Source organism: Halpernia sp. (assembly GCF_048269545.1).
GTDB lineage: Bacteria > Bacteroidota > Bacteroidia > Flavobacteriales > Weeksellaceae > Halpernia.
The window spans coordinates 33831-52986 of record NZ_JBLXIJ010000004.1 but is presented as its reverse complement, the minus strand read 5'-3'; the positions used below and the strand labels follow the sequence as shown (position 1 = coordinate 52986).

Sequence of the window (19156 nt, the reverse complement as noted above, 5' to 3'; positions counted from 1 at the left end):
TTTTTCAATAAAAAGTACGCACCGGGTAAAATTCCTAACTCCGTGAATGTAGAGGATAAGTTATTAATAATTTAAAATTACATTTTATGACGTTCGAAGGAGCAGTATTAAAAGAGCAAGGAGTATCATTTGCCATTGTTGTGGTCAAAGAACACGTACTCAACAGCTCTTCAGAGTGTAACAATGCCAGAAGTGGTTTTCAAACTATTTTTCCCAGAATGCCAATTGTTTTGATGGCTCAAAACAGCCGTGGTATTCCAAGATATCAAGGAAGAACAGATATTGTAAACTTCTTAGCAAACGTACATCCATCTAGAATACCTTGGAAAAGGTACAATTACAATTGATTAACTAATTAAAATTTAAAAAAAATGTCAAAGTACATTATTCGTAAAACGTCCAACGGACAATATTGGTGGGTTTTAAAAGCTCCAAATGGAGAAACCCTATTAACAAGTGAAACTTATACTACAAAGCAAAACTGCCAAGGCGGTATTGCGAGCAGTAAAATTAGTGTTGCAGACGCTAACTTTAGGGGGTTGACATCGGTAAGAAATGAACCTTATTTTACTCAAAACTCTAATAACTATCAAGTATTGGGGACGAGTGAAATGTATTCATCAATCTACAATCGTGACAATGGTATAGAAGCCGTAAAACGGTATGCTCCAAATGCGGTAATAGAAGATTTATCTTAATTATTAATTTAAAAATTTTAAAGAAAATGGCAACTAATCCCCCTAAAGGTGACGGGCATCGAAATGGTGCTGTAAGAGACAGAAGTCAAACATATAATCCAAAAACTGAAACTTGGGTAAAAAGAGACAGTGATAACGGACGTTTTATCGATGTCAAAAAAGATGGGACACCATTTAAAGGTGTTCGCAAAGAAAAATAAGATGGAACTTATTTTTGTAAATAAAAGAGGTTATTCTGAAATAAGGATAGCCTCTTTCTTTTTAAGTAAGTAGGATAACTAACTTTCCGCCAACATCTTTTTTTTATTTCGTAAAAGCAAATTAAGAAAGTGTTTATTTCTGTTTGCAAAAAAAGAGATGCAAGTGGCTTGTTTTTGATCGGGGGTAGAAAATAAAAAAAATGTTTTTGGTCAATTAAGATTATTCAAATTACCCTTCTAAAGCCAAGTAATATTGGGTTTTGTGAATAACTCGATGTGTGTACTCCGATTTCGAAATGAGTTAAATGGATGAGGTGATCCTAACCAACAACAATGAATTCGAAGTGTGTTGACATTGTATTTTATTTTAGCTTCTAAAATCTCCCAAACGATTAGTTTTCCTTTAGGAACTATATTTAAAAGTAGCCACAGCATAGTGTAATTTCCACATATTCTAATTTCATTTACAAATTTTTTTAAGGAAGTTTACCGCTAAACTTCCAATCGGCAAAAACGTAGATATCAAATTTTCCTTGTTTCATTTTAAAATTTATTTCAGCAATTCCAAATCCTGTAATTTTCTGCCAAACTCATCATCAGCTGCTAATTTCAGGAAATCATTTTGTAATCCTAAAACCCTCAAAACATTAAAATATGCACCCATAGGAACACTAGAATCGCCTTTTTCAATCAAATATAATGTTGAACGAGCAATTCCAGCTCTTTCTGAGACTTGTGTCGCAGTGAGTTTTCTACGTTTTCTTGCGAGTTTGATGTTTTCGCCCATTTGTTCTAATAATTGATTGAATTTAAGAAGAATTACTTCTTGTTGCACAATATTAATGATTGTTATTTCATACAAATATGTATTCATTGATTGAAATAACAATCATTATAGAAAAGAGTATTTCTTATTTAGATTCCTTCCTCGCATCAAACCCATCTTTAAATCTCAAAAAATCAACTGCCATTTTAGGATTATTCTTAATCCAAAGCTGCATAATTTCAGTATTTTCACTCAATATTTTCATCTCCTTTTCATCATAGATTTTTTTTCCTTCACCAGCAATTTCATTTAAAATATCTTGGCGCAGTTCACTTTTTGCTTTGATGCTTTCTTTGTACCATTTGGTTGCGAAATTGATGGAAATTATCATCAATAAAACCGAAAAAACAGTAACTCCAATTCCACTCCAGATAAATTTTTCTAGTCTTTTAACTTTATTTTCAAAATTTTTATAAAAATCAATGGTTTCTTGCGAAAGAACTGTTTCTATTTTGGTGGGAATATTGGCAAGAAATTCAGTTCTTTTCACTTGCTCCAATTCATACAATTTCTCGACATTATCATACTTTGCACTTACATCACGCAAACCAGTCTGGATATGTTTTGACGAATTGATAAAGTCTTCCATAACAAATTCAACTTTTACAAATTGTTCGATATTTGCTTCGTTTGAAGCAATATTTTTCTCATTAGATTTTATCACGTTTTCCAGCAATTCCATTCCGTTGCTTTTCGTTCCGTCGTTTTGTTTTTGATTTTCCATTTTTTTTGATTTTTTTCAATTATTATCTTGATTTTCTCCTCTTTTTCTTTAATAATTCATCATCTGAATTAGAGGTGTAAGTAGGTTGTAAAAACTGCTCAATTGCTTTCCCAACTTCGCTGATTACGGAGTTGATTTTTTGTATATTTCCATTGTTTTCTTGGTTAAAATTTTCAGAAAAAACAGTTTCATCATCCAATTTTTTCTCTTTATTTTCATTGAGAACCGCTTTGATGTCTGCAATTTTCAACTTGCTGGTAATTTCAGAAAGTTTGTAGCCTGCTTTATAAATTCTGTCTGTATTGGGGTTTTTATCTTTCTCCATCACGATTCGCATTCCCGAAACGCCGTCTTTCACATTCTTGGATAATTGAATTTCAAAACCTCTTTCTTTCATTTTAAAAATAAGTTCATCAAAATTTTTTGCTGATTTTAAAGTTTCTTTTAAATTTCTAAGCATCTCTGCTTTTTTCTGAATCCCTATTTCCACATCGGTTAACAAACCTTTTTCTTTACAAACTTCCCGAACTGCTTCTCCGAATCTTCTTCCTACATCGTGTGATTTTACAGTACATTTCCCAGAAATATCAATCCTGTTCACAATAAAATGAATGTGTTTTTGTTTCGTACTGTTATGAATATCCAATCGAAATTGGTTGTTTTCTGTCACGCCAATTTTTTCTAAAGCTTTGTTGGCGATTTCTGTAAATTCTTCATCCGTCAACTTTCTCCCGATTTCGTCTGGTTGAGAAATATAACCTGTCAAAGCCCACTTTTTCACTTTTAAATTTCGGTCTGCAACGGTTTTCATTTCCATAAACTGACCTTCGGCCGTCGAACTCAAAAGACAATTTGAAGCCACCATTTCCGCAGTTCCTTTGTCGTTTCCGTTGTATTCTAAAGCAATTTTTGAAATGGTTCTTGTGGTTGCGGAATTATTCATTTTTCTGAGTTTTTGAGTATAAATATTGATGAATCAAATCAACCGTCGCTTCAATTTTCGCTAAAATTTCTTTCTTATTTTCAAAAACATTCCATTCTCGATTTCGCAAAAGATTGGTTATTTTTTTGAAATTATTTCCAAAATGAAGTAAGACTTCATCGGTTTGAAATTCATTGATTTTTAATTCTTTTTCGAACAAAACATTTCGGATATAGGTTGATAATTTTAGCGGATATTTTTCTTGTTTTTGAATTAAAATTTCATATTCAGAATTGTTCATTCTTATCGAAATCACTTTATCTAATTTCTTATTTTCTTTAGTTTTCAAACCACCTTTTCTACCCAATTCTTGGAAATATTTTTTTCTTTTTTCCTGAGCAATTTTGGCGTCATTTTCTTTGGTGGCTTTATTTATAAATTCTTCTAAAAAGTCTTTTTCCATATCATTAATTTTAATTTTTAAAAAACATTTCTGACGATAGGAAGAAATCAAAAATTCCAATTTTACAATCAGCGACCACGCTTATTGTAAACTTTGGGTACTTTTTGCACTAGCATCCCACCATATTTACCTGTGTTTATTTCACTCACCTTCTCCTGTGCTTCACTTGCCTTTCATTTGATGGATTTTTGTGAATTAACCAATCATTTAAGTCTTTAAAACCTGAATACAAAATCCGACAATCTTCTACATTTTTGTTTTCATTTTCAATCATTTCAACTGCCCTATTTCCGGCTTCATCATTATCAAAATAAAGCTCAATGTTTTCATAATTTCCGAGTGAATTTTTAATATTATGAATCATCGAAACAGAATTCAAAATGAGATAATCCGAAGCTTCTTTTTCTAAAAAATTTTCGACATTTTTAAAGGAAAGAAAGTCGAAAAAACCTTCGAAAATCCTTACTGAATTTGAATCGTTTTTTATCGTAGAAATATCTTTTTTGCCTAAACAAATTTTTGAATATTTATTGCGAATTTCGTAACCGCCAGAATCGTTTTTAAAACCAATTCCGAAGTAATTCTTGTCATTCATTCGATAATGAATTTCTTGTAAAAACACAATTTGATTTTCTACTTTTCTTGTTTTTAAATATTCTAAAAGTGCAGGATGCAGAACATTTTTAATTTCAATGATTTCATAGTTTTTAGAAAGATTTTCTAATTTCTGATTTGGAAAATTTTGATGTTGAAAAGAAGAAAAATTTTGATTTTCCGCCCATTCTAAAACTTCTTTTACAGAAGCATTCAAATATTTTTTCATAAAATTGACATTGTTTCCGCCAATTCCTTCAGAGTGCAAATACCAATAGTTTAGGTTTTTATTAATTTTAAAAGAGGCGTGGTTTTCTTTGGCAAATGGATTGAGAAACCATGCTTCTTTTTCCGTTTGTTTTGTTGGAAGGTGTCCGAGAATTTGGAGGACTTCTTCCAACGATATTGTATTAAATTGTTTGCAATTCATCTTGTAGATTTTTCGGGTATTAATTATTGTAATTTTCTGTAGAATTGTTGAAATAATGCATTAAACTATTGATTATTAATAATTTAACCATTCAACAAAAGCTCAACAATTCAACAAACTTTAGTTTTTAAGCTCAACAAACACTCAACAAAAAAGTGGCTTTAAAAGTTTGTTGAGGATTTTGTAGAGAAGTAATTAGTTGATTTTCTTTTCATTATCAATCAATTCAACATTTCAACATATTTCTGAAGAATGAAATCTCTTTTAACGGTGAAAAATCGCCCAACGGAATTGTTTTGATAGAATGCTCCTGCAAAATCAATGTCGTATCTGATGTAGGTTAAGCCGTTGTTTTGCGGATTTAGTTTCCACATTTCCTTTAAAACATTTCGAATGTCATTTCTCGTCCAATACGTCGGTCGAAACATCCTGTTCATCATATTGAGAATATCTTGTGGAACGATATTAATTTCTTCATCGTTGTTGCTTTCAAAAAACTCGTACAGCAACTCAATAATTTTAGATTCTAGCTTATTGTTGTTCTTGAAAACCAGTTTTTGAAGTGCTTTTGTCCTGATTTCATCGGCAGAAAACCACATTCTTGTTTTCCTTTCTGTTGAAAATGGTCTATCAATTAAAAACCGAAGAAAATGAGGAATTTCTGAAATGAGATTGTCGAGAAACTCGGTGTTTTCAACTTTTATCGGATTTATTTTTAGAATCCAAAACCTGATTTCGTTTTCATCAATTTGAATGAAATTTTCTTCGTTATTGGAACACAAAATAAACTTGGCGAAAAAATCAATCTCTTCTCGGTCTTTTCCTTTGGCTTCCAACTTGTCTTTATTGGTTGTTGATAAATATTTTAATCTTTCGGTGATTTCTTTTTTATCAAAGAAAACTTCATCGATTGCCACAACCAACATTGCTGCCCAATCAGAATTAAATTGGCTTCCGAACGAATCTCCTTTAATGTAAGTCATATTTAACCCGAAAATTTCTTTCAACCATTTGATGAAAGTTGATTTTCCGGTAGCTCTTTCTTTGCTTACCAAACAAAGAATCGGTAAAATTTGAGTAGGAAATTGTAATAGAATTTTCAAATAATCTAAACCCAATTCTAACTGTTCTCCGAAAATATGCTTCACAAAATTCAAAGAAAAAGGAATTGAATTTTTCAAATTTTCACTTTCAGAAGAAGGCAGAAATGGAATTTCGTTGTAAATATTATAAAAACCTTGAACGATTTGTTGATAATCTAAATGTTCCGGAATGCAACAAAAACCATCATATTTTGCGATTGATGAAAGAAAAGCTTTGCCGTGATCACTAATGATTGTTTCGCGATTCCAACGAACCAAAACTGAGGTTGTATCTCCCGATATTAATGGCTTTTCGATTATTTTATAGTAAGTTGTTCCGACTCGGATGTAGGGGATTTTTTGGCTCATCTTTGTGAATTTTGATTAAACTCACCATTCGATTTTCTGAAATTTTTCTTAAAATTGGCGTCGGCTTCAGATTGAATTTCTTGTAATGTTTTCTTTTTTCCTTGGGAAATCCACTCCAATAATTCATCTTCAAAAAAATAGAGTTTCTTCCCGTTTTTATAGCACGGAATTTTTCGGGTTCTTACTAAAGTGTAAACCGTCGGTTTTGCTTTTCCAATTAATTGGCAAGCTGCTTCAATGTCGATTGGGATTCTTTTTGGGGGAATTAAAGGAGTTTCTTTTCTTTCTACAAGAAATTTAATTTCGGCGATTTCGCTCGCCAAATGTGCGACTGCTCTCGGCAGGTTTTCGAATGAAATTTCATTGCTGTCCATAACTATTGTTTTTGATTGTTATGGTGCAAAGAAAAAAAGTGTTTTCTCTGTGACAGCGATAAACACGCAATCACAGAGAAAACACTTAACATATATAATCGTTTCTAATTTTTAAAGATTATTTGTACTCGGCTAAATCTTCTTGTAGTTTAATAACAGTTTCTTTTGTGTCAGGATCTGTTAAATGACTTTTTATAGTTCCAACATCAAGCTTATTTAGTTTCTGGAAAGTAGATTTCAAAAGTACTGCAATCTCTTGTTGATATAGATGACTACTTCCTCCAAAGTGATTCCAAATATTCCAACCAAAGTGATAAAGATCTGTAGTAGAAAGATTTTTTGTTTCAACCAATATTGAATCTGAAACACTTTCTTTCCTGGAATAGGAAGCAACAGCATCACAAAGAAAGTCTAAATCTTTGTCTGAAACATACAGAGCAAATTTCTGTTTGGCATAATTTAGTGCAATTTCTATTTTTTCTTGGTCCTGTTGTACTTTTTTCTGATGCTGAATTTTCCGTACTACATTTGTATCTGTAATTTTTTCAACTGGAATTTCTAAATTTTCAGTCGAATTAAGTATTTGAATATTCTTTGGTTCATCTTCTTGTTTTTCAACAATCTCAGATTTTGAATTGTTTGAAAAATATTTTACTACCCATGTTACTACTGGGTCAAGAAATAAAATTATAAATACAAAAATTAATGCACCGAAACCAATACCAACCCAGAAAAATAAATTAATTGTAAACTCATCTGCTCCTTTTTTGATAAAATATTCTCGACCTGAATAACCAATGAACAGACAAGCGAGAAAAACGGACAAATAAATAGCGATATATTCAAAGTATTTTATCTTCATTTTGATTTGGAATTTAAAGATTTTAACTTTATAGCTTCTGCCGCTACATTTTTCTTTTCATCAACAACTTTTGCATAAACTTGCGTGGTTTTCACATTTGTATGTCCAAGCATTTTACTTACTGTATAAATATCAGTTCCACTCGAAAGTTGAAGCGTTGCAAAAGTATGTCTGAAATTGTGAAAAGTTATTTTTTTTGTGATTCCTGCACTTTCAATCCATATTTTTAATGGACGAGAAATCCAAGAAGGATCTGTTAAATGTTTAAAAACCAATTCATTCGGCAAATCAATTTCGCCACAAAGCTGTAATGCTTGTTGCGAAATCGGCATATACTCTACACCTTTTGTCTTTTTTTGCGTGAAATTGATCCTTGGCTGATCGTTTTCAATACTTATTTCGCTCCATTTCAATTTTTGAATATCAGAATGTCGCAAACCCGTCAATGCCGAAAAAAGTGCTGCACGTTTTAACACATCAATTTTGCAGGGTGTTTCGGCTAAAATATTGAGTTCTTCTAGCGTTAAATATTCTCTTCTCGATTCTTCGTGGGGAATTCCTTTTATTTTACCTGAAATATCAGTTGTAAAATATCCATCAATAAAAGCTTGTTTTAATGCAGCTTTAAAAACAGAAAAATAGGTTGAAGCGGTGTTCTGAGAAATATTGCCTTCATTGGTTCCTCCACTTTTTGCAGTCAACAAATATGATTTAAAATTTTCGCAAAACTTCGTGTCAATTCGGGAGAACTCGATTGTTTCGCCACCAAATTCTTTTAGAAATTCTATCGACCGATACCAATTTACTTGAATGGATTCGGAATTATTTTTGTGTCGCTTTTTGACGAGCAACTCAAAATATTTTACAAAATTTTCTTGTGATTTTTCTTTCTGTTCCACTTGAATTAAATCAAGCTCGTTGTAAAGTTCAAAATTATCATATTCCCGCTGTCTCAATTTCCTCATAGAATCTGCGTAAAGCATAGTTTCTCGGTCGCTTTCACTTTTGCAAACGATAATACCATTGTCATCTCTTTTAGGTTTAAATGAAATGGATTCTTGGGTTGTTCTTGCAGGTCTTTTCTTATCAAAATCTACAGTTGTGACACTACGATTCAAATATTCTCGAATTCTTTGAACATCTTTTTTTCCAGAAATCATAACGGGATAGCTTTCCAAATAAATAAACCATTCTTTTCGGAATTCGGCTTTTCGAAGCCTTACTGTAACTTTGGTTTTTAATAGCTCTTTCATTTTCCTGCAAATATTTTATCAATTAAATTTTTAGGCACATACACGAAACTTCCAACTTGTTTTGTGGGAATTTTGTTTCTTTTAATTACTCTATTTACTGTTGCAGGATCAGCATGGAATTTTGAACTAATTTCGGAAATTGTATAACAATTACCAACTTCAAAATTGGGTTTCTCAGGTATATCTTTAGATTTATCTGGTATTTCAACTGTAGTAAACATTTTTTCTATATCTACTTTGCTTACACGAGTAAGTCGCTCTCCTAAATTGATTGAAGGTATTTTTTTATTTTTAATTAATCTATGAATCGTATTTTTTGAAATTCCAAAAAGCATTTCCGCTTCGCTCACAGATATATATGGTCGTGTTTGCAATTCAGCAATTTTAGAAACCGAGTTTTCTAACAGTGTATTTTTTGCTTCGATTTCTTTTGCCAACTGTTTTTGCCGTTTTCCCAATTTTTCAGAGCAATACTTACTGCAAAATCTCGTGGCAACTGTTTTTGCTTCAAATGGCTTCTCACAAAATTCACAAAGTTTTGGTATTTTAAGATTACTGAAGCCCATCATTCATTTATTTTTAAAATTAAAAATACACATTAGTACATTTAAGATACAATAAGAACCACATTGTCCGTCATTAAGATGCGGTACAAATATGATACAAAAATACAATAAAAATCGAGTAAAATCAAGTATAATTGAAAAATGTGAAAACAAAAAAAAATCGCTGCAAACATTACATTTACAGCGATTTACTAATTTATTTCTATCGATATTAGTCGATGATAATTGTCATTTATTTCACCTCTTCAAAATCTGCATCTTGAACATCTTCTGTACCAGAATTTCCTTCCGGATTTCCTTGTGCTTGTTCAGCTCCTGGTTGTCCTTGTCCTTGAGCATACATTTCTTCTGAAGCCGCCATCCAAGCTGCATCTAAAGCTTCGGTTTTAGTTTTAATTGCATCTACATCTTTGCTTTCATAAGCAGTTTTCAATTCTGCATGTGCGCTTTCTATTGCAGATTTTTTGTCGGCAGATAATTTATCACCATATTCTTTTAATTGTTTTTCTGTTTGGAAAATCAATCCATCTGCTTTATTTAAAACTTCTACTTCTTCTTTTTTCTTAGCATCTGCAGCGGAGTTTTCTTGTGCTTCTTTTTTCATTCTTTCAATTTCCGCTTCGGATAAACCTGAAGAAGCTTGAATTTTAATTGCTTGTTCTTTTCCTGTTCCTTTATCTTTTGCAGAAACATTTAGAATTCCGTTCGCATCAATATCAAAAGTCACTTCAATTTGTGGAACACCTCTTGGAGCAGGTGGAATATCCGATAAATCAAATCTTCCAATTTCTTTATTGTCATTAAACATTGGTCTCTCACCTTGTCCAACTCTAATAGAAACAGCTGGTTGATTATCACTTGCCGTAGAGAAAGTTTCAGATTTTTTAGTAGGAATGGTAGTATTTGCTTCAATTAATTTTGTGAAAACTGAACCCATTGTTTCAATTCCTAAAGATAAAGGTGTAACGTCTAACAATAAAACGTCTTTTACATCACCTGTTAAAACACCACCTTGAATTGCCGCTCCTAAAGCTACAACCTCATCTGGATTAACTCCTTTTGATGGTTTTTTTCCAAAGAATTTTTCTACTTCATCCTGAATAATTGGGATTCTTGTAGAACCTCCAACTAAAATTACTTCATCAATATCAGAAACTGAAAGTCCCGCATCTTTCAATGCTTTTGCTACAGGATCCATTGAACGTTTTACTAAATCTGAAGACAATTGTTCAAATTTTGCTCTTGTTAAAGTTTCCACCATGTGTTTCGGTCCAGAAGCGGTTGCTGTAACGTAGGGTAAATTAATCTCTGTTTGTGAAGATGATGACAATTCAATTTTTGCTTTTTCTGCTGCTTCTTTTAATCTTTGAAGCGCGATAGGATCTTTTTTCAAATCCACCCCTTCTTCTTTATTAAATTCATCCGCCATCCAATTGATAATTACATCATCAAAATCATCACCACCTAAATGTGTATCTCCATTTGTAGATAAAACTTCAAAAACGCCATCACCTAAATCTAGGATAGAAATATCAAATGTACCTCCTCCTAAATCGTAAACTGCAATTTTTTGATCTTTGTGAGATTTATCTAAACCATAAGCTAAAGCTGCTGCAGTTGGCTCATTAATAATTCTTTCTACTTTTAAACCTGCAATTTCTCCCGCTTCTTTTGTGGCTTGTCTTTGTGCGTCATTGAAATACGCTGGAACAGTAATTACTGCTCTTGTAACTTCTTGACCAAGATAATCTTCTGCTGTTTTTTTCATTTTTTGCAAAATCATTGCAGAAATTTCTTGGGGCGTATATTCTCTGTCTTCTATTTTTACTTTTACTGTGTCGTTTGCACCTTTTACAACGTCATAAGGTACTCTAGAAACTTCGGTTGCATCATCTGAAAAGTGAGTTCCCATAAATCTTTTTATAGAAAAAACCGTTTTTGTTGGGTTTGTAACAGCTTGTCTTTTTGCAGGATCACCTACTTTTCTTTCTCCGTCTTCTACAAAACCAACAATAGATGGTGTTGTTCTTTTACCTTCTGCATTAGGAATTACAACGGGATCTTTACCTTCCATTACTGCAACGCAAGAGTTTGTAGTTCCTAAATCAATTCCGATTATCTTACTCATTATTTTTTATTTTAAATGTTATACTAAATTTTACAAGTAGCAATTCTCAACTTTTATACCACAGAAATTTTTATGCCATTTTGACATTTCTTTTAGACATATATTAGAAAAAAAATTAAAAAAATCAGTAAAAAACTGCTTCACTAAAAGAGAAGCAGTTCAAAACAAACAAAATTTAATATTTAATTTATTTAAGAGTAAGAATATATTTTACCATTTTTTTAGCAGTTTCTTTGCTCATTCCAACGTGTGGTGACATCGGAATTTCACCCCAATTTCCTTTACCTCCAGCAATTATTTTATCAGCAAGCATATCCATATTTGCATCTGTTGGTTCGTACTTTGCTGCCACTTCTTTATATGATGGACCAACTAATTTTGTGTCCATTTTATGACAAGTTAAACAATCGGCTCCTTCTATTAAAGCTAAACCTTCATCGGTTCCTTTTGCTTCACTGGTTTGTTGTGTAGGTTCTGGTAACATTACATTGCTTTCAATTTTTGAATCCTTCACTGATTTATTACAAGACATTAGGCTTAAAACTAAAAGGCTCGCTACTAAGACATTTTTCATTACTTTTTAATTTTTTTCAAATTTCTTACTAATATACATCATTTTCTTATGACTGCAATCATAAAATAATTTTATAAATTTAAACTATCTTTGATAATAGAAAAAATAAATATTTAACTAAAATTATAACATTATGAACAAGATTAAATTTCTTTCATTTGCAACTGTAGCAATGATGCTCATGTCTTGCGGCGGTGACAAAAAAACTGATGAGACAACAGAAACAGCTACTAAAACAGAAAGCACAACTCCGGAAGCAACCGTAAATACGCCTCCTACAACTGCAGACGCAGGAAATTATGATCCGAATAGAGGTTTAGGCAAACACGAAAATGTGGATGTTTCATCTTTTGATCCTAAAATGGCTGCAGCAGGAAAAGCAATTGCAGAAGTAAAATGTACTTCTTGTCACAAACCTACCGATGAAAAATTAGTTGGACCAGGTTGGAAAGGAATTACTAAAAGACATCCTGCAGCATGGATTATGAATTTTATTACTAATCCAGATCCAATGATTGATGTAGATCCAGAATTGAAAAAACAACTTGAATTATGTTTGGTTAGAATGCCAAATCAAAATTTAGCAGATAATGAAGCGCGTGAAATTTTAGAATATATGAGACAAATTGACGGCGCTAAATAAATAAAAAAACCTTTTAATATTACTTTAAAACCTACCAATATAAATATTTCTTGGTGGGTTTTTTATTTATAAAAATTTTTAAAAAATTATGAAAAAAATAACCATTTTACTTTTAATTATTTCACTAATTTTTAATATCGTACTTGTTTACTTTTTTGTATTAAAAGGAGATGTTGTAAAGACCAAAGACTCAAGAACTTCTATAAATATTACACCAGAAAATAGAGAATTTGTTTTGGCAGAAATGCGCGGTTTTTTGGAAAGTATACGTGATATAAACCAAGGAATTTTGGATAATAATCCAAAAAATATTATTGCTGCAGGAGAAAAATCTGGAACAGGAATTGTACACGAAGCACCTGCAGGTTTAATGAAAACTTTACCATTAAGTTTCAAATCTTTAGGTTTAGGAACGCACGCAAAATTTGATGAAATTGCAAAAATGGCTCGCGAAAATTACAAACAACAAGAAGCCCAAAAACAAGTGACTTCAATTTTAAATAATTGTACTTCCTGTCACGCTTCTTTCAAGTTTCAAACTATACCGGAAAAATAAATTTTCAAATTTACTCAAGAAGTTTTTTGTCTTTATTAATTTTAAGATTAGTCCACATTAAAGCCAATCCACTCATAACCAATGCAGAAACGACTACTAAAATTTCGGGTGAATAAGGAACTGAAATGTAATAAATAGAAAAAACGCCCATTAAACCTAAAACAAATTCATTAAGAAAAATCCCTATGAGAAAAATTTTAATTCCTAAAATTAAATTTTTATTTGCTTTAAAATATCCCGAAGTATAAATTTGTCCAACTAAAAAGGACGAAATACAACAGAGCAAAACCAAATGAAGATAGGCAATTACAACATTTCTATAACCAAATGCAAACTGATTTAAAGCAGGAATATTAGAAAAAAGCTGTAATAAAATTTTCGCTAAAAAACTAAAACCAGCAAAAATCAAAATAAATCTTTGCAATGGTGTCCAATTTATTTTTAAACTTTCCCAGTTTTTCCAAACTAAAATTGCAATTAAAATTGCAGCCCAAGTTTGCGCCAAACTTCCAATAAAAATAATGACAAATATAAATTTAGGTAAATCTAAATACAAAACTGAAAGACCATAACCAATTAGACAACCTATAAAACTCAGCCAAAAAACAAGTTTATTTTGTGTGATTGAAAATTTTACATTTACTTTTTTCAAAGAATAAAGCAGTAAACCAATACAACTAAAAATAAAAAAACCATTGTATTGAAAATGCAAATAATAGTAAAGTGATGCAAGATATTTAGTTTGAGTAACAGTTTGCGTCGCATTCATATAAGCCAAATTAAAAACTCCCGCACTGGAAATAAAAGCAAAAAACAAAGCGCCTAAAAACCACATTTTCGAAGTTTCTTTTATCGTTTTGCTGTCTTTGTAAAAAAAGTATAAATACACAAAACTTCCTAATAAAGCTGTGGTAGAAAAAGCAATTGAAAGCCAAAAGTAACCGCCATAAATAAACGTAATCATCATCCCAAAAGCAGAAATAATATTTGCTAAAATGAGATAATAATATTTTGAACTTTTTATTCCAATTTTATTTTTTTGTAAATATTGCAGTAAAAATGCATATAAAACCGTTGTAACCCAACCGTAAAAAGCAAAATGCGAATGCGCTTCTTGCATATGTTTTTGGTCTAAAATGGGAAAAGAAAATGCAATCTTATAGCGCATCAAAACACCTAAAAGAGAAACTAAAAATAAATTGAAAATTGAGAATTTAAGCCAAAAAGAAATTGTTTTCATAAGTGCAAATTTAAAAATTGAAAGAAAAATAGACTATGATTGCGGTCACATTAAAAATAGATTTTCCCTCTTTTAATAGTTAATTTTTCTTCTTTTTCCATTTTTTTAATTGTTCTAATTACAGTTTCTATTCGAAGTCCTGTTAAATTTGCCAGTTCTTGTCGCGTCATTTTTATAAGAATTTTTTGCTCTCCATTTCCATTAGCTTTTTTAAATTCTACAAAATTTTTCATCAACCGATCTTCCGGATTAAGGAAAATCATATTTTTTAAATTATCTGTTTTGATGATTGCTTTGCGAGCTATCGACTTTGTAAATTCCAACATTTGATGCGGATGATTTAAAAGATAACTTATGAATTTTTTATTTTCAATTTTTAAAATCGTCGCAGCTTCAGAATGAACTTCTATCGTTCCCGGAAAAGTTTTTTCCAGTAAAACAGCGGGTTCACCAAAAAAATTTCCTGGTATTATTTTATGTTGTATAAATTCTTTGCCATCTTCAGAAAAATTAAAAACCGTCAATTCTCCTTCTAAAAGATAAAAAAAATAGGGCGCATTATTTCCTTCTTCAATTATTTTTTCACCTTTTGTATATTCTTTCTCAATAGCTTCACTTTCAGTATAAAATTCTCTATCAATTATAAATCCCATAATTACTCTTTGTTCAAATTTACAGAATTTTAAAATTATACCTTTATTATTAATAGTGTTTTAATTCAGTTTTCTATTTTTTAATCATTAATTTTGAGATAAATTAAATTCTATGTCGCATCAATTCAATCCACGAGATATTACTTGGCTCGCTTTCAACGAGCGCGTTTTGCAAGAAGCGATGGATGAAAGTGTGCCGCTTCAACTTCGTATTCGTTTTCTGGGAATTTTTTCTAATAATTTAGATGAATTTTTTCGCGTAAGAGTTGCGGGTTTAAAAAGAGCGATGGATTTTAAAGAGAAAGTTTTCTCAGAATCTTTCTTTCAAAATCCTTCAAAAATTTTATCAAAAATAAATGACATTGTCTTAAAACAGCAACAAAATTTCAGCGAAACTTGGGATAAAATTCAAACGGAAATGAATTCTAAAAACATTTTCATTAAAATTCCCAAAAATTTAAATGCAACACAAAAAGAATTTATCATCAATTATTTTGATGAAGAAGTAGAATCCAATGTCATTCCAATTCTTCTTCACGAAAACACAAAAATGCCTTATTTAAGAGATAAAAGTTTATATCTCGGTGTTTCTATGAAGAAGAAATCGGATAAAAATTCTGAAAATTTCGCCATTATAGAAATTCCTTCTCGACAATTGGGGCGTTTCGTGCTTTTACCTTCGGTAGAAAATGAAAAAAATGTGATGCTTTTAGAAGATGTGATTATTTATAATTTACCCCACATATTTTCATATTTTGGATATGATAATTTTTCGGCACATGCTTTTAAAGTAACCAAAGACGCAGAATTTGATTTGGATAATGATATCAAAACCACGCTTGCTGCAAAAATTGAAAAAGGCATAAAAAATCGGCGAAAAGGAAAACCGACACGCTTAGTTTTCGACCGGGAAATGGATAAAAATCTTTTAGAATTTTTAATTAAGAAATTAAATTTAAGTAAAAAAGACAGCATTATTCCAGGAGATAAAATTCATAATTTCAAACATTTTATGGAATTTCCTGACGTTTTTGAAAACGAAAAAACACCTCTTGAACGCACCTCTTTTTTACATCCAAAATTTAAGAAAAAACGTGTAATGGACGTTGTTTTAAAAGAAGATATTTTACTCAGTTTTCCCTATCACAGTTTTGTTCCCGTGATAGATTTACTGCGAGAAGCGGCGATGGATCCGGATGTAAAATCAATTGGAATCACTGCTTACAGATTGGCGAGTAATTCTAAAATAATAAATGCTTTAATCAATGCGGTGAGAAATGGAAAAGAAGTTACAGTGATGATTGAACTTCGCGCCAGATTTGATGAAGAAGCCAATTTATTTTGGAAAGAAAGACTGGAATTAGAAGGCGTGAAAGTTCTCGTAGGAATTCCAAATAAAAAAATTCACGCAAAACTTTGTGTTATTAAAAAAAGAGTTCAAAATAAAACCTTACAATTTGGCTTTGTTTCTACGGGAAATTTTAATGAGAAAACGGCTAAAATTTATGGTGACCATTTACTGATGACTTCGGATAGAAAAATAATGGCAGACATTAACAAAGTTTTTAATCTATTAAATAAACCCAAATTAAATCCAGAAACTGTACTGAAAAGTTGTCAACAATTATTGGTTTGTCCTACTTTTATGCGCAACAAATTTTTAGAAAAAATTGATACAGAAATAAACGAAGCGAAAAACGGTAGAAAAGCAGAAATTATTATTAAAGTCAATTCTTTGAGTGATAGAGAATTAATTTTAAAATTATATGATGCTGCAGAGGTTGGAGTTGTCATAAAAATGATTGTTCGTGGTATTTATTGTGCAATAAATCAGAAAAGTTTTAAAGAAAAAATAAACAGTATTTCTATTGTTGATGAATATTTGGAACACGCAAGAGTGATTTATTTTTACAATAAAGGCGCAGAAGATATTTACATTTCTTCGGCAGATTTTATGACAAGAAATTTAGATTACAGAATTGAAGCGGCAGTTAAAATCAACCAAAAAAATCTTAAAAAAGAATTGAAAGATATTTTGGAAATTCAGCTAAAAGATAATGTAAAAGCACGGATTTTAGACAATAAATTAAAAAATAAGTACGTAAAAAATGATGCGCCACATTTCCGCTCACAAATAGAAACTTACCATTATTTAAAAAATAAAATATATTAATTAGATGAAAATAGCTGCAATAGATATTGGAAGTAACGCTGCAAGATTGCTTATTAATGAAGTTTTTGAAGATGAAAAAAAACCAGCAGAATTTGTAAAAATGAATTTACTGAGAATTCCGCTTCGTTTGGGAATGGATGTTTTCTCCACAGGGAAAATTGGGGAAGAGCGTGAAGATATGACTTTAAAAACCATGAAAATCTTCAGCGATTTAATGAAAATTTATAAAGTAGATCATTTCAGAGCATGTGCAACAAGTGCCATGAGAGACGCAAAAAATGGCAAAGAAATTTTAAAAAAAGTAAAAAAAGAAAGCGGAATCAATATCGAAATAATTTCGGGTGACGAAGAAGCTGGTTTGGTTTTTGAAAATCACATCGCAGAGAATTTGGACCAAAAAACCTCCTATCTTTATATCGATGTCGGCGGCGGATCTACTGAAATTACCTTTTTTGAAAATGGGAAAATGGTATTTGAAAAATCTTTTAATATTGGAACAATTCGCTTATTAAATGATTTGGTAACCAAAGAAATGTGGATGGAAATGAAAGATGAAATTTGTAAAAATATTAAAAGTGAAAAACCAATAAATGCAATTGGTTCGGGTGGAAATATCAATAAAATTTTCTCTATGAGCAAAACCAAAGAAGGAAAACCAATGGCAACTTCTTACTTAAAAAATTATTACACAGAACTTTCTGATCTAAGCGTTCAAGCGAGAATGAAAAAATTTAATTTTCGTGAAGATCGCGCAGATGTGATTGTTCCAGCTTTGAAAATTTTTAATAATGTGATGCAATGGGCGAAAATTAATAAAATTTATGTACCCAAAATTTCTGTTGCAGATGGATTGATTAAAAATATTTATTCAGAAGTTTCTAAAAAGAATTCAATAATATTATAATTTGATGGTTTACGCATAATGGTTTTTTAAAAAAGAATATTTTAAAGTTTTAAATTTATATTTTTAAAATTATAATTCTTTCGAAATTGAAATGCTCAATCTTCATAAAATAAAACATTATTTACCCATAATTCCTGAACTTCCGAGGCTTTATTTAGAAAGTAAAAACATTCGCAAAACTTTGCCCGAGATGAAAAATGCACCTGACTTAAAAGGTGAAATTATCAATGGCAAAAAAGAGTTTTTAGATGTTCTATTTATTGGAGAAAGCACCATTTCTGGCGTTGGTGTGAAAACTAATTCTGAAGGTTTTAGTGGCGCACTTTCAAAAATTTTAGCAGAAAAATTAAATAAAAATGTGCGTTGGAAAGTTTTCGCAAAAAGTGGTTTTAATGTGAAAAAAATTGCCACAGAAATTATTTTAGAAATTCCTAATCAAAATGCAGATTTCATCTTCATCGGCATTGGTGGAAATGATGCTTTTGAACTGACACATCCAGAAAATTTTGAAAAATATGTAAAAGAATTAATTAAAAAATTAAAACAAAAATTTCCTAAAACGCCTTTGGTTTTCATTAATTTTCCAGCAGTTGAAGATTTCCCTGCTTTAACACCGAAACTTAAAAAACTAATGATTAAGTGGGTGAAAAGTTTACAAAAGCGAATGATAGAAATCGCTTCAAAAGAAAGTTTGGTTTATTTTGATCCAGAAATTATTACATTTAGTATTTGGAAGGAAAAACTAAATTTAGATTTAAAACTTGAAGAACTTTTCAGCGATGGAATTCATCCTTCAAAAATATCATATCAACTTTGGGCGGAAATTGTAGCGCAATTTATTTTTGAAAAAGAGAAGATTTTTAAAAGTAAAATTATTTCTGTTGAATGAAGAATTTGTTAATATTAGTATCCCAAAGATAAA

The 19156-nt window shown here is 30.8% G+C and carries 22 protein-coding genes; 8 read left to right on the top strand and 14 right to left on the bottom strand.

Annotated features, from left to right (window positions below; translation table 11 throughout):
- The first annotated feature begins 86 nt into the window (after positions 1–86).
- Genes ACN0WB_RS06950 through ACN0WB_RS06940 form a run of 3 tightly spaced genes read left to right on the top strand, consistent with a single transcriptional unit; the run spans position 87 to position 898 of the window.
- Positions 87–347 (top strand): hypothetical protein, encoded by a 261-nt coding sequence (locus ACN0WB_RS06950; RefSeq protein ID WP_417430218.1) that lies wholly within the window; start codon positions 87–89, stop codon positions 345–347.
- 24 nt (positions 348–371) lie between these two features.
- Entirely contained in the window at positions 372–698 is a 327-nt protein-coding gene (locus tag ACN0WB_RS06945; protein ID WP_417430216.1) for a YegP family protein, read from the top strand.
- Positions 699–724: 26 nt separating this feature from the next.
- A complete protein-coding gene (locus ACN0WB_RS06940) occupies positions 725–898 on the top strand; it encodes a hypothetical protein (protein ID WP_417430214.1) in 174 nt (57 codons plus the stop codon).
- A 550-nt stretch (positions 899–1448) separates the two neighbouring features.
- Here the strand turns inward: ACN0WB_RS06940 and ACN0WB_RS06935 are convergent.
- The 12 genes from ACN0WB_RS06935 to ACN0WB_RS06880 form a co-directional block, all read right to left on the bottom strand.
- A complete protein-coding gene (locus tag ACN0WB_RS06935) occupies positions 1449–1772 on the bottom strand; it encodes a helix-turn-helix domain-containing protein (protein ID WP_417430212.1) in 324 nt (107 codons plus the stop codon).
- A gap of 37 nt (positions 1773–1809) precedes the next feature.
- Positions 1810–2448: a hypothetical protein gene (locus tag ACN0WB_RS06930; protein ID WP_417430210.1), complete on the bottom strand. Its 639-nt coding sequence runs from the start codon at positions 2446–2448 to the stop codon at positions 1810–1812.
- A 22-nt stretch (positions 2449–2470) separates the two neighbouring features.
- Positions 2471–3391, bottom strand: coding sequence for a relaxase/mobilization nuclease domain-containing protein (locus ACN0WB_RS06925; protein ID WP_417430208.1), 921 nt, complete (start codon positions 3389–3391; stop codon positions 2471–2473).
- Positions 3384–3833: a plasmid mobilization protein gene (locus ACN0WB_RS06920; protein WP_417430206.1), complete on the bottom strand. Its 450-nt coding sequence runs from the start codon at positions 3831–3833 to the stop codon at positions 3384–3386. The genes ACN0WB_RS06925 and ACN0WB_RS06920 overlap by 8 nt, the downstream gene beginning before the upstream one ends.
- Before the next feature lie 145 nt (positions 3834–3978).
- Complete coding sequence (locus ACN0WB_RS06915; protein ID WP_417430205.1) at positions 3979–4857, bottom strand: toprim domain-containing protein; 879 nt, start codon at positions 4855–4857, stop codon at positions 3979–3981.
- A gap of 221 nt (positions 4858–5078) precedes the next feature.
- Complete coding sequence (locus ACN0WB_RS06910) at positions 5079–6308, bottom strand: primase-helicase family protein (protein WP_417430203.1); 1230 nt, start codon at positions 6306–6308, stop codon at positions 5079–5081.
- A complete protein-coding gene (locus tag ACN0WB_RS06905) occupies positions 6305–6682 on the bottom strand; it encodes a helix-turn-helix domain-containing protein (RefSeq protein ID WP_417430201.1) in 378 nt (125 codons plus the stop codon). The genes ACN0WB_RS06910 and ACN0WB_RS06905 overlap by 4 nt, the downstream gene beginning before the upstream one ends.
- Before the next feature lie 118 nt (positions 6683–6800).
- Positions 6801–7544 carry a hypothetical protein gene (locus ACN0WB_RS06900; RefSeq protein WP_417430199.1) on the bottom strand — a complete coding sequence of 248 codons (744 nt, stop codon included), beginning with the start codon at positions 7542–7544 and terminating at the stop codon, positions 6801–6803.
- Positions 7541–8797 (bottom strand): tyrosine-type recombinase/integrase, encoded by a 1257-nt coding sequence (locus ACN0WB_RS06895; RefSeq protein ID WP_417430197.1) that lies wholly within the window; start codon positions 8795–8797, stop codon positions 7541–7543. Before ACN0WB_RS06895 ends, ACN0WB_RS06900 begins: the two co-directional genes overlap by 4 nt.
- Complete coding sequence (locus ACN0WB_RS06890) at positions 8794–9366, bottom strand: helix-turn-helix transcriptional regulator (protein ID WP_417430195.1); 573 nt, start codon at positions 9364–9366, stop codon at positions 8794–8796. The genes ACN0WB_RS06895 and ACN0WB_RS06890 overlap by 4 nt, the downstream gene beginning before the upstream one ends.
- A 229-nt stretch (positions 9367–9595) precedes the next feature.
- Positions 9596–11491 carry a molecular chaperone DnaK gene (dnaK, locus tag ACN0WB_RS06885; protein WP_417430193.1) on the bottom strand — a complete coding sequence of 632 codons (1896 nt, stop codon included), beginning with the start codon at positions 11489–11491 and terminating at the stop codon, positions 9596–9598.
- A 187-nt stretch (positions 11492–11678) separates the two neighbouring features.
- On the bottom strand, positions 11679–12065 hold the full coding sequence (locus ACN0WB_RS06880) for a c-type cytochrome (RefSeq protein ID WP_417430191.1): 387 nt from the start codon (positions 12063–12065) through the stop codon (positions 11679–11681).
- Between the two features lie 133 nt (positions 12066–12198).
- On the opposite strand from ACN0WB_RS06880, the gene ACN0WB_RS06875 reads away from it, so the two are divergent.
- Complete coding sequence (locus tag ACN0WB_RS06875; protein WP_417430189.1) at positions 12199–12708, top strand: c-type cytochrome; 510 nt, start codon at positions 12199–12201, stop codon at positions 12706–12708.
- An 88-nt stretch (positions 12709–12796) separates the two neighbouring features.
- On the top strand, positions 12797–13264 hold the full coding sequence (locus tag ACN0WB_RS06870; RefSeq protein ID WP_417430187.1) for a hypothetical protein: 468 nt from the start codon (positions 12797–12799) through the stop codon (positions 13262–13264).
- A 10-nt stretch (positions 13265–13274) separates the two neighbouring features.
- Here the strand turns inward: ACN0WB_RS06870 and ACN0WB_RS06865 are convergent, their stop codons facing one another.
- Positions 13275–14504: a hypothetical protein gene (locus ACN0WB_RS06865; RefSeq protein WP_417430185.1), complete on the bottom strand. Its 1230-nt coding sequence runs from the start codon at positions 14502–14504 to the stop codon at positions 13275–13277.
- 50 nt (positions 14505–14554) lie between these two features.
- Complete coding sequence (locus ACN0WB_RS06860; protein ID WP_417430183.1) at positions 14555–15157, bottom strand: Crp/Fnr family transcriptional regulator; 603 nt, start codon at positions 15155–15157, stop codon at positions 14555–14557.
- Positions 15158–15269: 112 nt separating this feature from the next.
- On the opposite strand from ACN0WB_RS06860, the gene ppk1 reads away from it, so the two are divergent.
- The 3 genes from ppk1 to ACN0WB_RS06845 all read left to right on the top strand — a co-directional run bounded on the left by ppk1 (position 15270) and on the right by ACN0WB_RS06845 (position 19123).
- The gene (ppk1, locus tag ACN0WB_RS06855; RefSeq protein ID WP_417430181.1) at positions 15270–17330 is read left to right on the top strand and encodes a polyphosphate kinase 1; all 2061 of its coding nucleotides are present in this window, start codon (positions 15270–15272) and stop codon (positions 17328–17330) included.
- A 4-nt stretch (positions 17331–17334) separates the two neighbouring features.
- A complete protein-coding gene (locus ACN0WB_RS06850; RefSeq protein ID WP_417430179.1) occupies positions 17335–18234 on the top strand; it encodes an exopolyphosphatase in 900 nt (299 codons plus the stop codon).
- A gap of 91 nt (positions 18235–18325) precedes the next feature.
- Positions 18326–19123 (top strand): SGNH/GDSL hydrolase family protein, encoded by a 798-nt coding sequence (locus tag ACN0WB_RS06845; RefSeq protein WP_417430177.1) that lies wholly within the window; start codon positions 18326–18328, stop codon positions 19121–19123.
- Positions 19124–19156 lie beyond the last annotated feature (33 nt).